The 15,487-nt window shown below is 71.9% G+C and carries 17 protein-coding genes, 1 tRNA gene and 1 pseudogene; 9 read left to right on the top strand and 10 right to left on the bottom strand.

All coding sequences use genetic code 11. The features are described from left to right. Positions 1-54: 54 nt before the first annotated feature. Positions 55-762: a dienelactone hydrolase family protein gene (locus ACWDY5_RS21355; protein ID WP_449723917.1), complete on the bottom strand. Its 708-nt coding sequence runs from the start codon at positions 760-762 to the stop codon at positions 55-57. Between the two features lie 186 nt (positions 763-948). Between ACWDY5_RS21355 and ACWDY5_RS21350 the strand changes: the two genes are divergently transcribed. Both ACWDY5_RS21350 and ACWDY5_RS21345 read left to right on the top strand, forming a co-directional pair. Further along, positions 949-1,395 (top strand): hypothetical protein, encoded by a 447-nt coding sequence (locus ACWDY5_RS21350; protein WP_252486493.1) that lies wholly within the window; start codon positions 949-951, stop codon positions 1,393-1,395. Between the two features lie 13 nt (positions 1,396-1,408). Continuing rightward, positions 1,409-1,852 carry a hypothetical protein gene (locus ACWDY5_RS21345; RefSeq protein WP_449723916.1) on the top strand — a complete coding sequence of 148 codons (444 nt, stop codon included), beginning with the start codon at positions 1,409-1,411 and terminating at the stop codon, positions 1,850-1,852. Here the strand turns inward: ACWDY5_RS21345 and ACWDY5_RS21340 are convergent. After that, a complete protein-coding gene (locus ACWDY5_RS21340; protein ID WP_449723915.1) occupies positions 1,849-2,823 on the bottom strand; it encodes an SMP-30/gluconolactonase/LRE family protein in 975 nt (324 codons plus the stop codon). The genes ACWDY5_RS21345 and ACWDY5_RS21340 overlap by 4 nt on opposite strands. Before the next feature lie 112 nt (positions 2,824-2,935). On the opposite strand from ACWDY5_RS21340, the gene ACWDY5_RS21335 reads away from it, so the two are divergent. Continuing rightward, on the top strand, positions 2,936-3,379 hold the full coding sequence (locus tag ACWDY5_RS21335; protein WP_449723914.1) for a MarR family winged helix-turn-helix transcriptional regulator: 444 nt from the start codon (positions 2,936-2,938) through the stop codon (positions 3,377-3,379). Between the two features lie 58 nt (positions 3,380-3,437). Continuing rightward, positions 3,438-4,244 carry a hypothetical protein gene (locus ACWDY5_RS21330; protein ID WP_449723913.1) on the top strand — a complete coding sequence of 269 codons (807 nt, stop codon included), beginning with the start codon at positions 3,438-3,440 and terminating at the stop codon, positions 4,242-4,244. A 20-nt stretch (positions 4,245-4,264) separates the two neighbouring features. Here the strand turns inward: ACWDY5_RS21330 and ACWDY5_RS21325 are convergent. Next, positions 4,265-4,352: transfer RNA gene (locus tag ACWDY5_RS21325), tRNA-Ser, on the bottom strand. Positions 4,353-4,388: 36 nt separating this feature from the next. Then, a complete protein-coding gene (locus ACWDY5_RS21320) occupies positions 4,389-4,814 on the bottom strand; it encodes a MarR family winged helix-turn-helix transcriptional regulator (protein ID WP_449723940.1) in 426 nt (141 codons plus the stop codon). A 188-nt stretch (positions 4,815-5,002) separates the two neighbouring features. Between ACWDY5_RS21320 and ACWDY5_RS21315 the strand changes: the two genes are divergently transcribed. After that, positions 5,003-6,721 carry a bifunctional metallophosphatase/5'-nucleotidase gene (locus ACWDY5_RS21315; protein ID WP_449723912.1) on the top strand — a complete coding sequence of 573 codons (1,719 nt, stop codon included), beginning with the start codon at positions 5,003-5,005 and terminating at the stop codon, positions 6,719-6,721. Here ACWDY5_RS21315 and ACWDY5_RS21310 read toward each other — a convergent pair whose 3' ends face one another. Next, on the bottom strand, positions 6,722-7,225 hold the full coding sequence (locus tag ACWDY5_RS21310) for a MarR family winged helix-turn-helix transcriptional regulator (protein WP_449723911.1): 504 nt from the start codon (positions 7,223-7,225) through the stop codon (positions 6,722-6,724). A gap of 124 nt (positions 7,226-7,349) precedes the next feature. Between ACWDY5_RS21310 and ACWDY5_RS21305 the strand changes: the two are divergent. Continuing rightward, positions 7,350-8,123, top strand: a pseudogene (locus tag ACWDY5_RS21305) (EamA family transporter); the annotation flags it as partial. A gap of 14 nt (positions 8,124-8,137) precedes the next feature. On the opposite strand, the gene ACWDY5_RS21300 reads toward ACWDY5_RS21305, so the two are convergent. Continuing rightward, entirely contained in the window at positions 8,138-9,313 is a 1,176-nt protein-coding gene (locus ACWDY5_RS21300) for an endonuclease/exonuclease/phosphatase family protein (protein WP_449723939.1), read from the bottom strand. A 113-nt stretch (positions 9,314-9,426) separates the two neighbouring features. Between ACWDY5_RS21300 and ypfJ the strand changes: the two genes are divergently transcribed. Next, the gene (ypfJ, locus tag ACWDY5_RS21295) at positions 9,427-10,359 is read left to right on the top strand and encodes a KPN_02809 family neutral zinc metallopeptidase (protein ID WP_449723910.1); all 933 of its coding nucleotides are present in this window, start codon (positions 9,427-9,429) and stop codon (positions 10,357-10,359) included. On the opposite strand, the gene ACWDY5_RS21290 is transcribed toward ypfJ, so the two are convergent. Further along, positions 10,356-10,988 (bottom strand): GNAT family N-acetyltransferase, encoded by a 633-nt coding sequence (locus tag ACWDY5_RS21290; RefSeq protein ID WP_449723909.1) that lies wholly within the window; start codon positions 10,986-10,988, stop codon positions 10,356-10,358. The two genes, ypfJ and ACWDY5_RS21290, sit on opposite strands and share 4 nt — an antisense overlap. A 1-nt stretch (position 10,989) precedes the next feature. Further along, a complete protein-coding gene (locus ACWDY5_RS21285; protein ID WP_449723908.1) occupies positions 10,990-11,622 on the bottom strand; it encodes a GNAT family N-acetyltransferase in 633 nt (210 codons plus the stop codon). A gap of 61 nt (positions 11,623-11,683) precedes the next feature. On the opposite strand from ACWDY5_RS21285, the gene ACWDY5_RS21280 reads away from it, so the two are divergent. Together ACWDY5_RS21280 and ACWDY5_RS21275 are read left to right on the top strand one after the other, a co-directional pair. Next, positions 11,684-12,673: an NAD(P)H-quinone oxidoreductase gene (locus ACWDY5_RS21280; RefSeq protein ID WP_449723907.1), complete on the top strand. Its 990-nt coding sequence runs from the start codon at positions 11,684-11,686 to the stop codon at positions 12,671-12,673. Between the two features lie 76 nt (positions 12,674-12,749). Then, a complete protein-coding gene (locus ACWDY5_RS21275; RefSeq protein WP_449723906.1) occupies positions 12,750-13,583 on the top strand; it encodes an oxidoreductase in 834 nt (277 codons plus the stop codon). Here the strand turns inward: ACWDY5_RS21275 and ACWDY5_RS21270 are convergent. Together ACWDY5_RS21270 and ACWDY5_RS21265 are read right to left on the bottom strand one after the other, a co-directional pair. Continuing rightward, the gene (locus ACWDY5_RS21270) at positions 13,580-14,242 is read right to left on the bottom strand and encodes a class I SAM-dependent methyltransferase (protein ID WP_449723905.1); all 663 of its coding nucleotides are present in this window, start codon (positions 14,240-14,242) and stop codon (positions 13,580-13,582) included. The genes ACWDY5_RS21275 and ACWDY5_RS21270 overlap by 4 nt on opposite strands. A 21-nt stretch (positions 14,243-14,263) precedes the next feature. Next, entirely contained in the window at positions 14,264-15,463 is a 1,200-nt protein-coding gene (locus ACWDY5_RS21265) for a cysteine desulfurase-like protein (protein ID WP_283662487.1), read from the bottom strand. Positions 15,464-15,487 lie beyond the last annotated feature (24 nt).

The raw sequence follows: 15,487 nt of genomic DNA, 5'->3' as shown, positions 1-15,487 counted from the left end.
TCGTCACCCGGAAAAACCAGTGTTCACACAGGGTGAGGACATGCGGAACGGGTGTCAGCGCAGGTGCGCGTCGAACCAGTTGAGGGTGCGCTGCCAGGCGTCGGAGACCGCGGCCGGGTCCTGCTCGCGCTCGCCCTCGACCGGTCCGGGGTAGCGGACCACGTCGGTGGCCACCCCGGCGCCGGCCGCCGCGTCCCGCAGTTTGGCCACGTCCTCGGCGGGGATGGCCTTGACCGCGTCGCTGTAGATGCCCAGCCACGGACAGGTCAGCTCGCCGGCCACCTCGACCAGCGAGGGCAGCCCCTCCGACAGCGGCGCGACGATGCCGCCGCCGCTGATGGTGACCGCCGCGCCCAGGGTGCGGCTGGCCGCGACCACCAGTGCGACCGAGCCGCCGAGGCCGAAGCCCACGATGCCCATCCGGTCCGCGGCCACGCCCTGCTGGGCCAGCCAGGCGAAGGCGGCGTCGGTGTCGGCCAGCACCGAGTCACCGGAGAGGCGGCTCACCTTGTCCGCCACCCGGTGGTCGTCATCGGAGTCGATCTGCTCGTCGTCGCCGTCGCGGTGGTAGAGATGTGGGGCGACAGTCAGCCAGCCCTCCTCGGCGAGGCTGGTGGCCAGCCCGCGTACCGCGTCGGTGACGCCGCGGGCCTCGTGCAGCAGCACCAGCCCGCCCCGTACCACTCCGTCCGGCTCGGCCACGGTGCAGCGCAGTTCGCTGCCGTCGGTCAGCAGGAGCGTCTCGGTTCGGGTCTGCGTCATGGGCTCAGCCAACCACGCGAGGGTGAACACCAGTCAACGTGACCAACCATACGGAGCAATTCCGGCGAGACCACGTGTTCACCAGCGCCCGTTGGTAGACGGCCACGACCAGCAGCAGGGCAAGCAGGCTATTGACCACTACCGGAAAATAGGCGGATAATCGGTAGCTGAGGGAAGGGGCTGGCCATGTCGATCGTGACCGAGACCCAGCAGCTGCGCGATCTCTTCGCCGAGGTCGAGGTGATCTCCGAGGTCGCGGAGACGTTGCCGCGCAACGACGATCGGCGGCAGCGGCTGTTGAGCCTTGCGGAGAAGCGGCTGGCGGGGGCGCTGCCGGTGCGGCCGGCGGTGGCCGGGGAGCTGCTGGAGCTGACCGAGAAGACCGTGCGGGCCTGGGCCAGCGAGGGTGTGCTGACCATCGCGCAGGTGGATCCGACGTTGCGGATCGACGTGCGGCGGCTGCACCAGGTGCGGGTGCTGGTGGAGGACCTGCGGCAGGCCGGGCGGAGCAGGGGACTGCTGGACGAGGTGCACCGGCGGTTGCGGGACCAGGCGTTGCTGGACCGGCTGGACCTGGCGGAGAGCCTGGAGCAGATGAACCGCGGCGAGGGACGTGTCGTCCGGCGGGGGTGAGCGGCCGCAGCCCATGCCCATCACCGTTGTCGAGACACCGGTCGCGATCGCCCAGGTCGCCGCGTTGCGCGGGCCGTCGCGGCGGGCCTACGAGCAGTTCCTGGACGAGCTGAGCCACCGGGGCTGTGCCGCGCTGGCCTACCGGGTCACCGGGCCGGAGCCGCTGCCCCGGCTGTGCGTGCGGCACCTGCGCGGCGCGGACCGGGTGGTGGTCGCCTTCAACCAGGCCGACTTCGCCTACGTGCTGCTGGTCGGGCCGCACGACGCCGATCCGGGCCTGGACGTCTACGAGCTGCTGTACCGACTGGTCGGTGTGCGTCCCTCGGACAGCACCAAGCGGACCAAGCCGAGCTGCTGCGATCCCGGCACCGGGACCACCCCGACCGCGGCGGCCGAGATCGTGGACGACCTCTGCCGCCGGGCCAGGACGATCGCCCGCTCACGCAGGCGGTTCTAGAGGCGGCGCAGGGTGAAGGTGTGCACCGGCTGGCCCGCGAGCAGGGCGGAGAGGCGGCCGTCGAGCACGTAGCTGCCGTGCGGGGTGCGGGCGACGGTGGTCGGTTCAGTGTCGGCCCAGGGCTCGGCGCGGTGGGTGACCCCGGCCGAGCGCCAGCCGTCGGCAGAGCGCAGCACCCGGACCGCGACCCGGCCGGGGGCGGAGAGCTTGTTGGTGACCACGGTGAGCGAGCCGTCCGGGCGCAGGTCGAGGCCGTCGCCGCCGACCAGCGGCTCGGGCAGGCTGACCTGGGCCAGGCGCTCCGGGTGGGCCACCGGGACACGCCACAGCGTGCCGGTGGCGTAGTTGACCGCGAGCAGGTGGCCACTGGGGTGCCAGACGATGCCGTTCATGCCGATGCCGTTGCTGAGCAGGCGCGGGTCGCGGATCAGCACCGAGGCGCGGCCGTGCACGTCGACCCGGTAGATGGCGTCGCTGAACGGGTCGGTGACGTAGGCGTTGCCCGCGCCGTCGATGGCCAGGTCGTTGGCGGCGTGGTCGCCCGCGCCGATGGCCAGGTCGACCAGGTGCCGCAGGCGGCCGGTGCGCAGGTCGAAGATGCCGAGGCCGGAGGACTTGCGGACGGTCTCCGGCGAGGAGCGCACGCCGACGCCGAAGTCGCCGAAGGTGGTCAGCACCCGGCCGCGGGCGGCGTCGGTGTGCACGCCGAAGGTGGAGACCATCCGGGGGTCGGCGGCCAGGGTGCGGACCGCGCCGTCCGGGCGGACCACCGACACGGTGCCGTAGCGCATCGAGCTGACCAGGAAGGACCGGCGCAGCGGGTCCCAGGCGACGCCCTCAGGATGCAGCTGCGGGGCACTCGCCGAGATCACCTCGGGTAAGCGGCCGGGCGCGGCTCCGGCCGCGGGCGTCACGGCCACGACGGACGCGGCGGCTACCGCCATGGCGAGCAGCGCACGTCGCCCAGTCATCAGCTTGCTCATGTTTCTCCGATCACTGTTCTTCATCAGGGTTCGGAATGTAATCAGTACCCTGATGATCGTCAACAGACGAACAGATATCTGATGCTCGTACGATCAGCGCATGGGCATGCCGTTGGATGAGCGCCTCGGCGGGGACGTCAAGCGCGTCGAGCACCAGCTGATGGGCGTCAAGCAGGCGGTCCTGCGGCCGGTCGGCCTGACCGTCGCGCAGTACGCGGCGCTGCTGGTGCTCGCCGAACAGCCGGGCATCTCCGCCGCCGAGCTGGCCCGCCGCTGCCGGGTCACCCCGCAGACGATGACCACCATCCTGCGCAACCTGGAGTCCGCGGGCCTGATCGAGCGCGCCCCGCACGAGCTGCACCGCAACGTCCTGGAGACCAGGCTGACCGAGGCAGGCCGAACCACCTTCGAGCAGGCGGACAAACGCGCCAGCGCGGTGGAACGCCGCCTGTCCGCGGAGTTCACCGCCAAGGAGCGAGACACCCTGCGCGCGCTGCTGGCCCGCTGCTCGGCGGTGCTCACCGACCCCGGCATCACCGCCTGAGCAACCGATTCCCCGATTTCGCTGAACCGGCCGATCACGCTGCCCTACGGTCTGTGCCATGGCGAACGATGCGGTCGTGGTCCTGAAGGGTCGCGGCGGGGTTTTCCGGCTGGAGAAGTCGGAGGTCGAGGTCTTTCGCGGAGGGCTGAGCAGACGGGTGCCGCTGGCAGCCCTGACCGGTCACCACACCTCGGGGCGGAGCGTGGTGCTGACCACCGCGGCGGAGTCCTACGAGGTGGTGGGCGGCAACGACGCCGCGGTGGCGGCCTTCACCACCGCGCTGGACCGGGCCATGCGCAAGGTCGAGCACGACCCGGCGGCGACCACCACCGCCGCGACCCGGCAGCGCAGGCCGATGCCGCTGGCGGCCAAGGTGGCGCTGGGCGCGGCCACGGCCACGCTGCTGCTGATCTGGTGGGCAGGCCTGGCGAACGGGCTGGTCATCGCGGCCGGGCTGGCCGTGCTCATCGGCCTGGCCGTGCTGGCGGTCAAGTTGCTGCTCGGCGTCTGGCGCTTGCTGCTGCGCGACCTGTGGACGCTGCGCCGCCGTGGTGTCACGGTGCAGGGCGAGATCGTCGACTACCGGGAAAGCAGGTCGGACCAGACCAAGTACCCGGTGCTGCGGTTCGTCACCGCCACCGGCAGGTCCATGAAGGTCGAGTCGACGCCGTTCGTGTTCCAGCGCAGGCCGCTCGGCCCGGCGGACATCACCTACGACCCGCGGAACCCGAAGGTCGCCAAGGGCCAGCCCGCCATCGGCCAGTTGCTGGCCGGCCTGCTGTGCGCGGCCTGCTGCCTGGCGCTGCTAGCGGCGCCGGTAACGGCCTTCGGCTACCTGGTCTACGTCGGCTTCCTGGCGGGCTGAGGGTTCCCGCCCAGGGAGGATGGCGGAAGCGGAGGGATTTGAACCCCCGGACCCGTTAAGGTCTCCCGCTTTCAAGGCGGGTGCATTCGGCCGCTCTGCCACGCTTCCGAGAGGAAAGATTAGTCGGTCGCCGCTGATCGCGTGCTAGCGACCGGCCAGGTGGTCCTGGACCTTGGCGAAGATCGTGACCAGCGCGGTGTGCTCGGCCGGGGTGAGCAGGTCGATCAGGTGGCTGCGCACGCCGTCCAGGTGGATCGGCGCCGCGGTCTTCAGGCGGGTGCTGCCGGTCTCGGTGAGCTGGGCGAACACGCCCCGGCCGTCGCTGGGGCAGTCCACCCTGGTCACCAGGCCCGCGCGTTCCATCCTGGTGATCTGGTGGGACAGGCGGCTCTTGGAGCTGGCCACCTCGCCGGCCAGCTGGCTCATCCGCATCCGCTGCTCCGGCTGCTCGGAGAGGCGGACCAGGATCTCGTAGTCGGCCAGGGTGAGGTTGTGCTCGTCCTGCAGTTCCCGGTTGAGCTGGTAGGCCAGTAGCTGGCTGCCCACGATGTAGGTGCGCCAGGCCCGCATCTCCGGCTCGGTCAGCCACCTGGGTTCGGGTCGCGGCTCGGGTGTCACCGGTCCAGGCTATTGGTTTCTTCCTCCGCCGCTGTTCATCACGACGCGACCACACCACTGGTGTACCGCCATTGACACGAGGCAGACTGCTCGGCCGGGCTCCGCACCCCGCGGCAGGCCCGGAGGAGGGACAGCGACACATGACCAATCCCACACGGCTGCTACGCCGGGCGGGCAGCCTCGCGGTGGCCGTACTGGCCGTGGCCGGGCTCACCGCGGGCACCGCGGCGGCTGCGCCTGCCGGTTGGGGCGGCACGGACGTCCGGTTGATCGCCTTCAACGACTTCCACGGCAACCTGGAACCGCCTGCCGGGTCGTCAGGGCGGATCACCCTCTCCGACGGCAAGCAGGTGGAAGCCGGTGGCGCGGCCTACTTCGCCACCCACCTGAAGACCCTGCGCGCGCAGGCCCGCAACTCGATCGTGCTCTCCGCGGGCGACAACGTGGGCGCCTCACCCACCACCTCGGCGCTCTTCCACGACGAGCCGACCATCGAGTTCCTGAACAACATCGGGGTGGCCGCCAGCGCGGTGGGCAACCACGAGCTGGACGAGGGCTACGCCGAGCTGCTGCGCATGCAGCGCGGCGGCTGCCACCCCAAGGACGGCTGCCAGTTCCGCGACCACTTCCGCGGCGCCCGGTTCCCGATCCTGGCCGCGAACATGACCTTCGAGAAGGACAACCGGCCCGCCGCGCTGCCGTTCACCATCACCTGGGCCGGTGGTTTGCCGGTCGGGGTGATCGGGGTGCCGCTGGAGGACCTGCCCAGCGTGGTCTCCGCCGAGGCGATCAAGGGCCTGAAGTTCGGCGACGAGGTCGAGGCGATCAACCGGACCGCGGACACACTGGACCGCTTCGGGGTCAAGGCGATCGCGGTGCTGCTGCACCAGGGCGACAACACCGAGGGCGGCGGCCCCAACGACTGCCGCACCACGCCGGGCCCGGCGCGGGAGATCGCGCAGAAGGCCTCGGCCAAGGTGGACATGATCTTCACCGGGCACAGCCACCAGCAGTACGTCTGCTCGATCAACGACCCTGCGGGCAGCCCGCGCCCGGTGCTGCAGGGCGCCTCCTTCGGCCGGATCCTGTCCTCCGTGGACGCCCGGATCGACTGGCGCACCAGGGACGTCGTGCGGTCCTCGGTGAAGGCGTTCAACACCGTGGTGACCCGCGACGTGGCCGAGGACGCCAAGACCAAGGCGCTGGTGGAGGAGGCCAAGACCAAGGCCGCGCCGATCGCGAACCGGCCGGTCGGCTCGGTCACCGCTGACGTCGGCCGGACCGCGGTGGCCTCCGGCGAGTCCCAGCTGGGCAACCTGATCGCGGACTCGCAGCTGGCCGCCTCCCAGGTGGCAGGCGCGCAGCTGGCGCTGATGAACCCCGGCGGCGTGCGCACCGACCTGACCTTCGCCTCCTCGCCGGCCGGTGAGGGCAACGGCGTGGTCACCTACGGCGAGGCGTACGCGGTGCAGCCCTTCGGCAACATCCTGCAGACCATCTCGCTGACCGGCGCCCAGCTCAAGGCGGTGCTGGAGCAGCAGTGGCAGCAGGGCCCGGCCGGGATCGTGACCAGGGTGCTCCAGCCCTCCAGCACGCTGAGGTACTCCTGGTCGGCCTCGGCCCCGCTGGGCAACCGGGTCAGCGGCGTCACGGTGGCCGGGCAGCCGGTGGACCCGGCGGCCAAGTACCGGGTGACGGTGAACAACTTCCTCGGCGGCGGTGGCGACGGCTTCACTGAGCTGACCAAGGGCACCGAGCTGGTCGGCGGCGTGATCGACCTGGACGCCTTCACCGGCTACCTGGCCGCGCACCCGAACCTGGCGCCCCCGGCCACCGACCGGATCACCGCCAAGCCCTGATCACTGCTCCGGCGCAGGGCCCTCCAGCGACAGGAGGGCCTTGCGCAGCAGCGCGGCCAGCTGCTGCTGTTCGGTGGCCGAGAGCCCGGACAGCAGCTCCCGCTCGGTCTCGATGTGCGGCACCAGCACCTCTTCGGCCAGCGCCACCCCGGCCTCGGTGAGCCGCACCAGCACGCCCCGCCGGTCGGCCGGATCGGCCTCGCGCACCAGCAGCCCGCGCGCGGCCATCCGGTCGATCCGGTTGGTCATCGCGCCTGAGCTGATCATCATCGAGGTCAGCAGCTGCCCGACGGTGAGCCGGTAGGGCGCGCCCGCCCTGCGCAGCGAGGCGAGCACGTCGTACTCCCAGTGGGCCAGCCCGAACCGGGCGAAGTTGCGGCCGATCCCCTTGTCCAGCAAGGCATGTAGCCGCGCGGTCCGGCCGATGACACCGACCGGGCTGACGTCGAAGCCCGGCTTCTCCCGCGCCCACTGCTCGATGATCACGTCCACCGCGTCCCGCATCCGCGGAACTCTATCTTGACGTCGAGACACCTGCTGCCGTACAAATCTCGATGTCGAGATACTTGACGTCGAGATACCTGGGGCGCACTTGTCCGCACTGCTGGCCAGGACCGCGATCGCCCCGGTGCTGTGGGGCACCACCTTCCTGGTGACCTCGGAGCTGCTGCCGGTCAGCCCGCTGTGGAACGCGCTGTTCCGCGCGCTGCCCGCGGGGCTGGTGCTGCTCGCGCTGCGCCCCGGCCGCCCGCGCGGGGACTGGTGGTGGCGGGCGCTGGTGCTGGGCGCGCTGCACATCGGGGTGTTCTTCACGCTGCTGTTCATCGCGGCGCAGCGGCTGCCCGGCGGGGTGGCCGGGACGCTGAACTCGGTGCAGACCGTGCTGGTCATCGGCCTGGCCGCGCTGGTGCTGGCCGAACCGGTCCGGGCGGCGCAGCTGCTGGCCGCGATGATCGGGATCGGCGGGGTGGCGCTGCTGGTGCTCAACGGCGAGGCGGCGCTGGACACCGTGGGCGTGCTGGCCGGGCTGGGCGGCGCGGTGAGCGTGTCCGCCGGGATCGTGCTCAGCCGCCGCTGGGGCCTGCCGCCGGGGGTGTCCGGGCTGACGCTGACCGCCTGGCAGCTGCTCGGCGGCGCGCTGGTCCTGCTCCCGGTGGCCGTCCTGGTGGAGGGCGCGCCGCCCGCGCTGGACAGCGGGGCGCTCGGCGGGCTGCTCTGGCTGTCGCTGGCGGCCACCGCGCTGGCGCACACGCTCTACTTCGCCGGGCTGCGCCGGATCCCGGCCGGCGCGGTGGCGCTGATCAGCCTGCTGACCCCGCTCACCGCGACCCTGCTCGGCTGGGCCGTGCTGGACCAGCGCCTCACCGGCTGGCAGCTGCTCGGCGGGGCGCTGGTCCTGGGGTCAGTCGTGCTGGGTCAGGTGAGGAGGTCGACCCAGACCAGGTGGTGGTCGGAGGTGTCGTTCAGGCGGGCCAGCGGCGAGCGCGCGGTCGGCCAGAAGACGCCCGCGGCCAGCGGGAACAGCGGCCGGGACGGCAGCACGTAGTCGATGCGCAGGTTGCCGGGGGCCTTGTCGTTGAAGTCCCCGGTGTCCAGCCAGGAACTCCCGCGCTGGCCGACGTTCGCGCCGCCCTGGTCACGGGCCGCCTCGATCGCGCCCAGGCTGCCCGGCTTCGGGTCGATCACCTTGGGCGCCTTGAGGATCTGGTTGATCGCGTTGGCGTAGCTGTCGCCGTCCACCGGGTCGGCGTTCTGGTCGCCCGCGAGCACGAACCGCTCCCCCGGCTTCAGCCCGCCGCGCTTGCCCGCGTCGTCGTAGAGGTAGCCGCCCTTGCCAGGGGTGACGTAGTCGGCCCACAGCCGGATCTCGTCGTGGTTGCGGCGGCCGTTGCGGTCCTCGGGGCCGTCGAAGGTGGGCGGGGTCGGGTGCGAGACCAGGAAGTGCGTGGTCTTGCGGCCGATCCGGATCGGCAGGTCCCAGTGCGACTTGGAGGAGAGCCGGAAGGCAGCCAGTTCCGCCGCCGAGTACCAGCCCTCGGGCAGCACCGCGCCGGGCATGTCCTGCCAGCGGAAGTTCTGGAAGGTGCGCACCGCGGCGGTGTCGATCGGGAACTTGGACAGCACCACCATGCCGTACTGGCCGGGGAACAGGCCGAAGCCGAACGCGTCGTCCCCGCCGCCGACCTTGCCGTCGTTGTTCAGGTCGAACCCGGAGGGCACACCGGTGTTGACCGGCGCGGTGTAGGCGTACGGGTAGTCGATCGCCCGCGCGCCCTGCTGGCCGACCGCCAGGTAGTTCCGGCGGAACAGGTCGACCGCGCGGTTGCCGCTGACGTAGTCGAACTCGTTGAGCAGCAGCACGTCCGGCCGGGCCCGCTGGACGACCTCGGCGACCTTGCGGGCCTGCGCGTTGTCCGGGGTGGACAGGTGCGCGAGCAGCTCGCCGTCGGCGTTGCGGTTGAGCGAGGCGTTGAACGTGGCGAAGCGGACCGCGCCATGGGTCTGGGCACGGTCCTCGGTGGCCTGCGCGGTTGGCGCGAGCACCCCGGTCGCCACGGCCAGCGCGGCGGCCAGCCCCAGCAGTTGACGCATCCGGATCACGGACACCTCCCTTTCACGCGGCACCCTTCCAGTCGCGCGCGACCGGTGGTTGAGCGCAGGATGAACAGCAGCTGGCCTATCTTCGGCGACGAGCGGGAGTTGTGGTGCGTTTCAACGAGGACGCCGAGCTTGACGTTTCCCAGGTCGAGGACCTCGGCGGGTCCGGTGGTGGTGGCGTGGGCAGCCGGGTGGCCATCGGCGGTGGCGGGCTCGGCGTGGTCGGGTTGCTGATCTGGTTCCTGTTGTCGCAGTTCGGCGGGGGTGCGCTGCCCAGTGTGCCGGGCGGGGCCGCGGACCGGGACTCGGTGCCGCGCGGCGAGATGGTCAACAGCGGCAAGCTCGCGGAGAAGTGCAGGACGGGCGCGGACGCCAACCGCAGCCAGGACTGCGCGGCGATCGCCTCGATCAACTCCATCCAGGGCTACTGGACCGACGTGTTCGCCCGCTCCGGCCGCACCTACCGCAAGGCGACCACCAACTTCTTCAACGGCGCGGTGCGCACCGGCTGCGGCAACGCGGACTCCGCGGTCGGCCCGTTCTACTGCCCTGCCGACAACGAGGTCTACATCGACCTGAGCTTCTTCAAGGAGCTGCAGGACCGCTTCGGCGCGGCCGGCGGCACCTTCGTGGAGGCCTACGTGCTCGCGCACGAGTACGGCCACCACGTGCAGAACCTGCTCGGCACCTCCGACCAGGTGCGGGGCAACGCCACCGGTCCGGAGTCGGGCTCGGTGCGGCTGGAGCTCCAGGCCGACTGCTACGCCGGGGCCTGGGCCAAGCACGCCACCACGGTGCCCACCCCGTCCGGCAAACCGCTGATCGCCGAGATCACCGACGACGACATCAAGCGGGCGCTGGACGCGGCGGGGCGGATCGGCGACGACTTCATCCAGTCCCAGCTCAACGGGCGCAAGCCGGACCCGAGCCAGTTCAGCCACGGCAGCTCCAAGCAGCGGCAGAAGTGGTTCAGCACCGGCCTGAAGACCGGTAACCCGGCCTCCTGCAACACCTTCGACCGGAACGTGGACCTGGGTTAGGCGCCGAGCAGCTCCCGGCAGGCGTCCAGGCCCTCGACGCCCAGGGTCCAGTCCGGCCGGACGAACTCGGCCGCGGGCAGCCGCAGTCCGATCTCGGTCGCCACCTGGCCGCGCCGGGCCACCAGCTTGCTGCCGTTGTCCCGGTAGCCGAGCCTGCGGCTGACCCCGAGCGAAGCGTGGTTGTCCGCGAAGGCCTCCGAGCGGGCCTGCACCGCGCCCAGGTGGTCGAAGGCGAAGGCCAGCACCGCCGCGCGCATCTCGGTGCCGAAGCCCTTGCCCTGGTGCGCCATGCCGAGCCAGGAGCCGCTGCGCACCTCGCGGGTGATCGCGAACTCTTCGGCGGAGAGGGACTGGTTGCCGATCACCCGGTCCTGGTGCCGGACCAGGAAGCCGACGGTCCACTTTGCCGGGCTGAGCTCGGCGCGCTGCCGCCAGTTGTACTGGGCCACACCGCGTTCCAGCTCGCCGGGAGCCCTGTCGGTGAACGGCACGATGAACGGCATCTCCGCTGGTGGGTGGATGCCCTGCCCGGCAAGTCCGGCCAGCTCCAGCAGGCCCGCGTCGTCGTCGGGGCGCAGCTCCAGGCGCGGGGTGCGCAACACCAGGTGGCGCAGCGGCCAGGGGTCCATGTCAGGCTCCCAACATCTCTCGGCAGGCGTCCAGGCCGTCGACTTCCAGGGTCCAGTCCGGGCGTTTGAACCCGCCCGGGGTCACCCGCTGCTCCGCCTGGACGGCGGGCTCGCCACGGCGGACGACGCGCCTGGTCCCGGTGTCCTGGTAGCCCAGCTTGCGGCTGACCGCGCGGGAGGCGGTGTTGTCCGCGAAGGCCAGCGCGTGCCCCAGTTCCGCGCCGAGGTGGTCGAAGGCCAGCAGCAGCACCGCGGCCCACGCCTCGGTGCCGAAGCCCTGCCCCTGGTGCGCCATGCCGAACCAGGAACCGCAGGTCACCTCGCGCAGCACAGCGAAGTTCTCCGCCATCAGCCCCTGGGTGCCGATCACCCGGCCCTGGTGCCGGACCAGGAAGCCGACGTCCCAGTTCTCCGGGCTGTGCTCGGCCCGCTTGCGCCACCGGTTCCGCACCGACCCCCGGCCGAGCTCGGCCGGCGACATCTCGGTCCACGGCATGGAGAAGGGCATCTGCTCCGGCGGGTGCACCCCGGACAGCGCCACCTCGACCATCTCCAGCAGGCCCGCGTCGTCGTCCGGGCGGAGCTCCAGGCGTGGGGTGCGCAGTACCAGGTGCCGCAGCGGCCAGGGGTCCATGCCGGTCGATCGTCCGGGATGGCGGGCTGCCCCGCCACCGAATTGGGTCTAGCTTCAGGGCATGTACGCGATCAGTATCCGCGAGCCCGGTGGTCCAGAGGTGCTGCGCTGGACGCCGAGGCCCGATCCGGTGCCGGGCAAGGGCGAGGTCGTGATCGACATTGTCGCGGCCGCGGTGAACCGGGCCGACCTGTTGCAGCGCCAGGGTTTCTACCCGCCGCCGCCCGGGGTGACCACCGTGCCGGGGCTGGAGTGCTCCGGCCGGATCGCCAAGGTCGGCAAGGGCGTGACGCAGTGGCAGGTCGGCGACGAGGTGTGCGCGCTGCTGGCCGGTGGCGGTTACGCCGAACGCGTAACCGTGCCCGCGGTGCAGGTGCTGCCGGTGCCCAAGGGCGTCGACCTGGTGACCGCGGCCGGGCTGCCCGAGGTGACCTGCACGGTCTGGTCGAACGTGGTGATGCTGGCCGGGCTGACCGCAGGCGACACCTTCCTCGCGCACGGCGGCGCCGGTGGCATCGGGACCTGCGCGATCCAGATCGGCAAGGCGCTCGGCGCGACGGTCGCGGTGACCGCGGGCACGCCGGAGGGCCTTGCCGAGTGCACCCGCCTCGGCGCGGACATCACGGTGAACTACCGCGAGCAGGACTTCGTCGAGGTGGTCAAGGAGGCCACCGGCGGCAAGGGCGCGGACGTGGTGCTGGACAACATGGGCGCCTCCTACCTGGCGCGCAACATCGACGTGCTGGCGGCGGGCGGCCGGCTCGTGGTGATCGGCATGCAGGGCGGCCGCAAGGCCGAGCTGGACCTGAGCAAGCTGCTGGCCAAGCGGGCCAGCGTGGCCGCGACCGGGCTGCGCGGGCGGCCGGTGGAGGGTGCGGGCAGCAAGGCCGAGGTGGTCGCGGACGTGCGCGAACGGCTGTGGCCGCTGGTCGAGCAGGGCAAGGTCAGCGTGGTCGAGCACGCCAGGGTGCCGATGCAGGAGGCGGCCGAGGCACACCGGCTGCTGGAAGCGGGCGGCGTGGTCGGCAAGATCCTGCTGGTGCGCGGGTGAGCTGAATCCGGCCCGTTCGTGCGATGTAACTAACTAGTTGGTATACAACCGGGGCTCGCGGGTGTTCGCTGGTGGCATGAACAAGATCTGGCTTGTCACCGGCAGCTCCCGCGGTCTCGGGCGGGAGATCACCAGGGCCGCGCTGGCCCGTGGCCACCGGGTGGTCGCCACCGCGCGCCGCCCGGCGGAACTGGCCGAGCTCACCGAGACCTACGGCGACCACGTGCGCACGATCGCGCTGGACGTGACCGACCAGGCGGCCGCCGAGGCCGCGGTGGCCGTGGCGGTGTGCGAGTTCGGCGGGCTGGACGTGGTGGTCAACAACGCCGGCTACGCCAACACCTCGGCCTTCGAGGAGACCCCGGCCGAGGACTTCCGCGCTCAGGTGGAGACCAACCTGTTCGGCGTGGTCAACGTGACCAGGGCGGCACTGCCGGTGTTGCGCGGGCAACGCTCCGGGCACCTGGTGCAGATCTCCTCGATCGGCGGCCGGGTCGGCGGCACGCCGGGGCTGGCCGCGTACCAGACCGCGAAGTTCGGCGTGGCCGGGTTCTCCGAGGTGCTGGCCAACGAGGTGGCGCCGCTTGGGATCAAGGTGACCGTGGTCGAGCCGGGCGCCTTCCGCACCGACTGGGCCGGTTCGTCCATGCGGATCGACGAGCCGGGGCCGGACTACCGCGAGGTGCTCGGCGCGATGATCGACTACCGCAGGGAGCACGCGGGCCGCGAGGCGGGCGACCCGGTCCGCGCGGCCAAGGCGATCGCGGACCTGGTGGAGACGCCCGAGCCACCGCGGCGGCTGCTGCTGGGCTCGGACGCGCTGCGGCTGGCCGAACAGGCCAGTGACCGGCGGGCGGCCGAGGCGGCGCAGTGGGCTGAGGTCAGCCGGTCCACCGACTTCGCGGACTAGCCGGGATCGAGCACGCCGACAGCCAGGCGGGAGCCGGTCGGGTCGGCCCGGAAGCGCAGGCCGAACTGCTCCTGCCAGCGGGTGAGCACGGTCAGCTCGCCCGGCCGGTCCACGTCGTCGAGCAGGATGGTCGCGCCCGGCGCGAGCGCCCAGCGCAGCACCGGCAGCGCCGGGTAGCGGGCGAGGTCCTTGCCCGGCTCGAACGCGGGCGGGCCGTCCACCAGCAGCAGGTCGACCAGGCCGAAGCGGTCCACGTAGGCCATCACCTCGTCGTGCACCAGCTGCGGGGAGTACCAGTCCAGCGTGCCGACCGCGGCCGGGTGGCCGCTGAGCGGGCAGTGCACCGCCCTGGCGATCTGGTGCAGGCCCTCCCGGCGCAGCTGGGTGTTGACAAAGGCGGCCCAGCGCTCGTCGTGCTCAAGGGAGAGCAGGTGGCCGAAGCCCCGGCGGGCCAGCATCCTGGCCACCACCACCGAGGAGGAGCCGCTGCCGCACTCCAGCAGCACGGTGCGGTTGCCGACCATGGCCTCGTCCAGCACGGTGGTCAGCCCGGACGGGCGCAGGGAGGCATCGCCGAAGGGCAGGTACTCGGTGAGCAGCGGCGCGAGCTTGTGCCAGGCGGCCAGATCGGCCATCGCCCTGGCGAGCGAGTCGTTCAACCACCCTCCACTGCTGCTGACTCAGCGCAGCTCGGCCACCGCGCGCACGAGCTGGTCGACCTCGGCCGCGTTGGTGTAGTGGGCCAGACCGACCCGGATCGCGCCACCGACCTCGCCGACCCCGAGGGCGGCGAAGACGCCATTGTGCCCGGAGTCGTGGAAGGCGCACACCCCGCGTTCGGCCAGATGTTCCACCGCTTCCCAGGCCTTCGCGCCGGTGATGGTGAAGGCCAGCGAGGGCACCCTGCGCATGGCGTCGCCGATGACCATCACGTGCCGCATCGCGCGCAGCTCGTTGATCAGGTTGGCCAGCAGTCCGGCCTGGTAGGCCTTGACCGAGCCGAGCGAGGTGAGCAGCCGCTCCCGGCGCGGGCCGATGGCCGCGTCGTCCAGTCCGGCCAGGTAGTCCACCGAGGCGACCAGTCCGGCCAGCAGCGGGTAGGCGTGCGGGCCGAGCTCCAGCCGCTCCGGGCCGCGGGCGCCGTGTTCGAGTGCGGCCGAGGGCAGCCGGTCGAGCAGGCTGGCGTCCCGGAAGGCGAGCGCGCCGACCGGCGGGCCGCCCCAGGCCGATGCGGAGACCGCGACCACGTCCGCGCCCATGGACAGCACGTCCAGCGGCACGAACGGGGCGGCCGAGGAAGCGTCCACCACGACCAGGGCGCCGTGCTTGCGGGCGACGTCGGAGACGTGCCGGACGTCCGGGCGGGTGCCGACCGCGCCGGAGGCCGCGGTGATGGCCACCGCCTTGGTGCTGCCGGTGATCAGCCCGTCGTACTGCCAGGCGGGCAGCTCGCAGGTCTCGATGTCGATCTCGCCCCAGCGCACGCTGCCCCCGGCGCGCTGCGCGGCGCGTACCCAGGGTGAGACGTTGCCGGGGTGGTCGAGCCGGGAGACGACCACTTCGTCACCCAGCATCCAGGCCTCGCCGAGGGCGTCGGCGAGGCGTTGCAGCAGGGCGGCGGAACTGGGTCCGAGGACCACGCCGGCCGGGTCGCAGCCGACCAGGTCGGCTACGGAGCGACGGGCCGCGTCCACGATCGCCTCTGCCCGCTGTGAGGCCGGAAATATTCCGCCCGGCCCGGACACCGGGGCGCGCAACGCGGTCGAGACCGCGGACGCCACCTGTTCGGGTACCTGCATACCCGCTGGTGAATCGAGGTGGACCCACCCGTCGCCCAGCGCGGGGAACAAGCCCCGTACCCGAGCGACGTCGTACGCCATGAAAGACACCGTACGGAGGACGCC

The organism is Crossiella sp. NPDC003009 (assembly GCF_053591555.1).
This window is presented reverse-complemented; position numbering and strand designations above follow the sequence as displayed.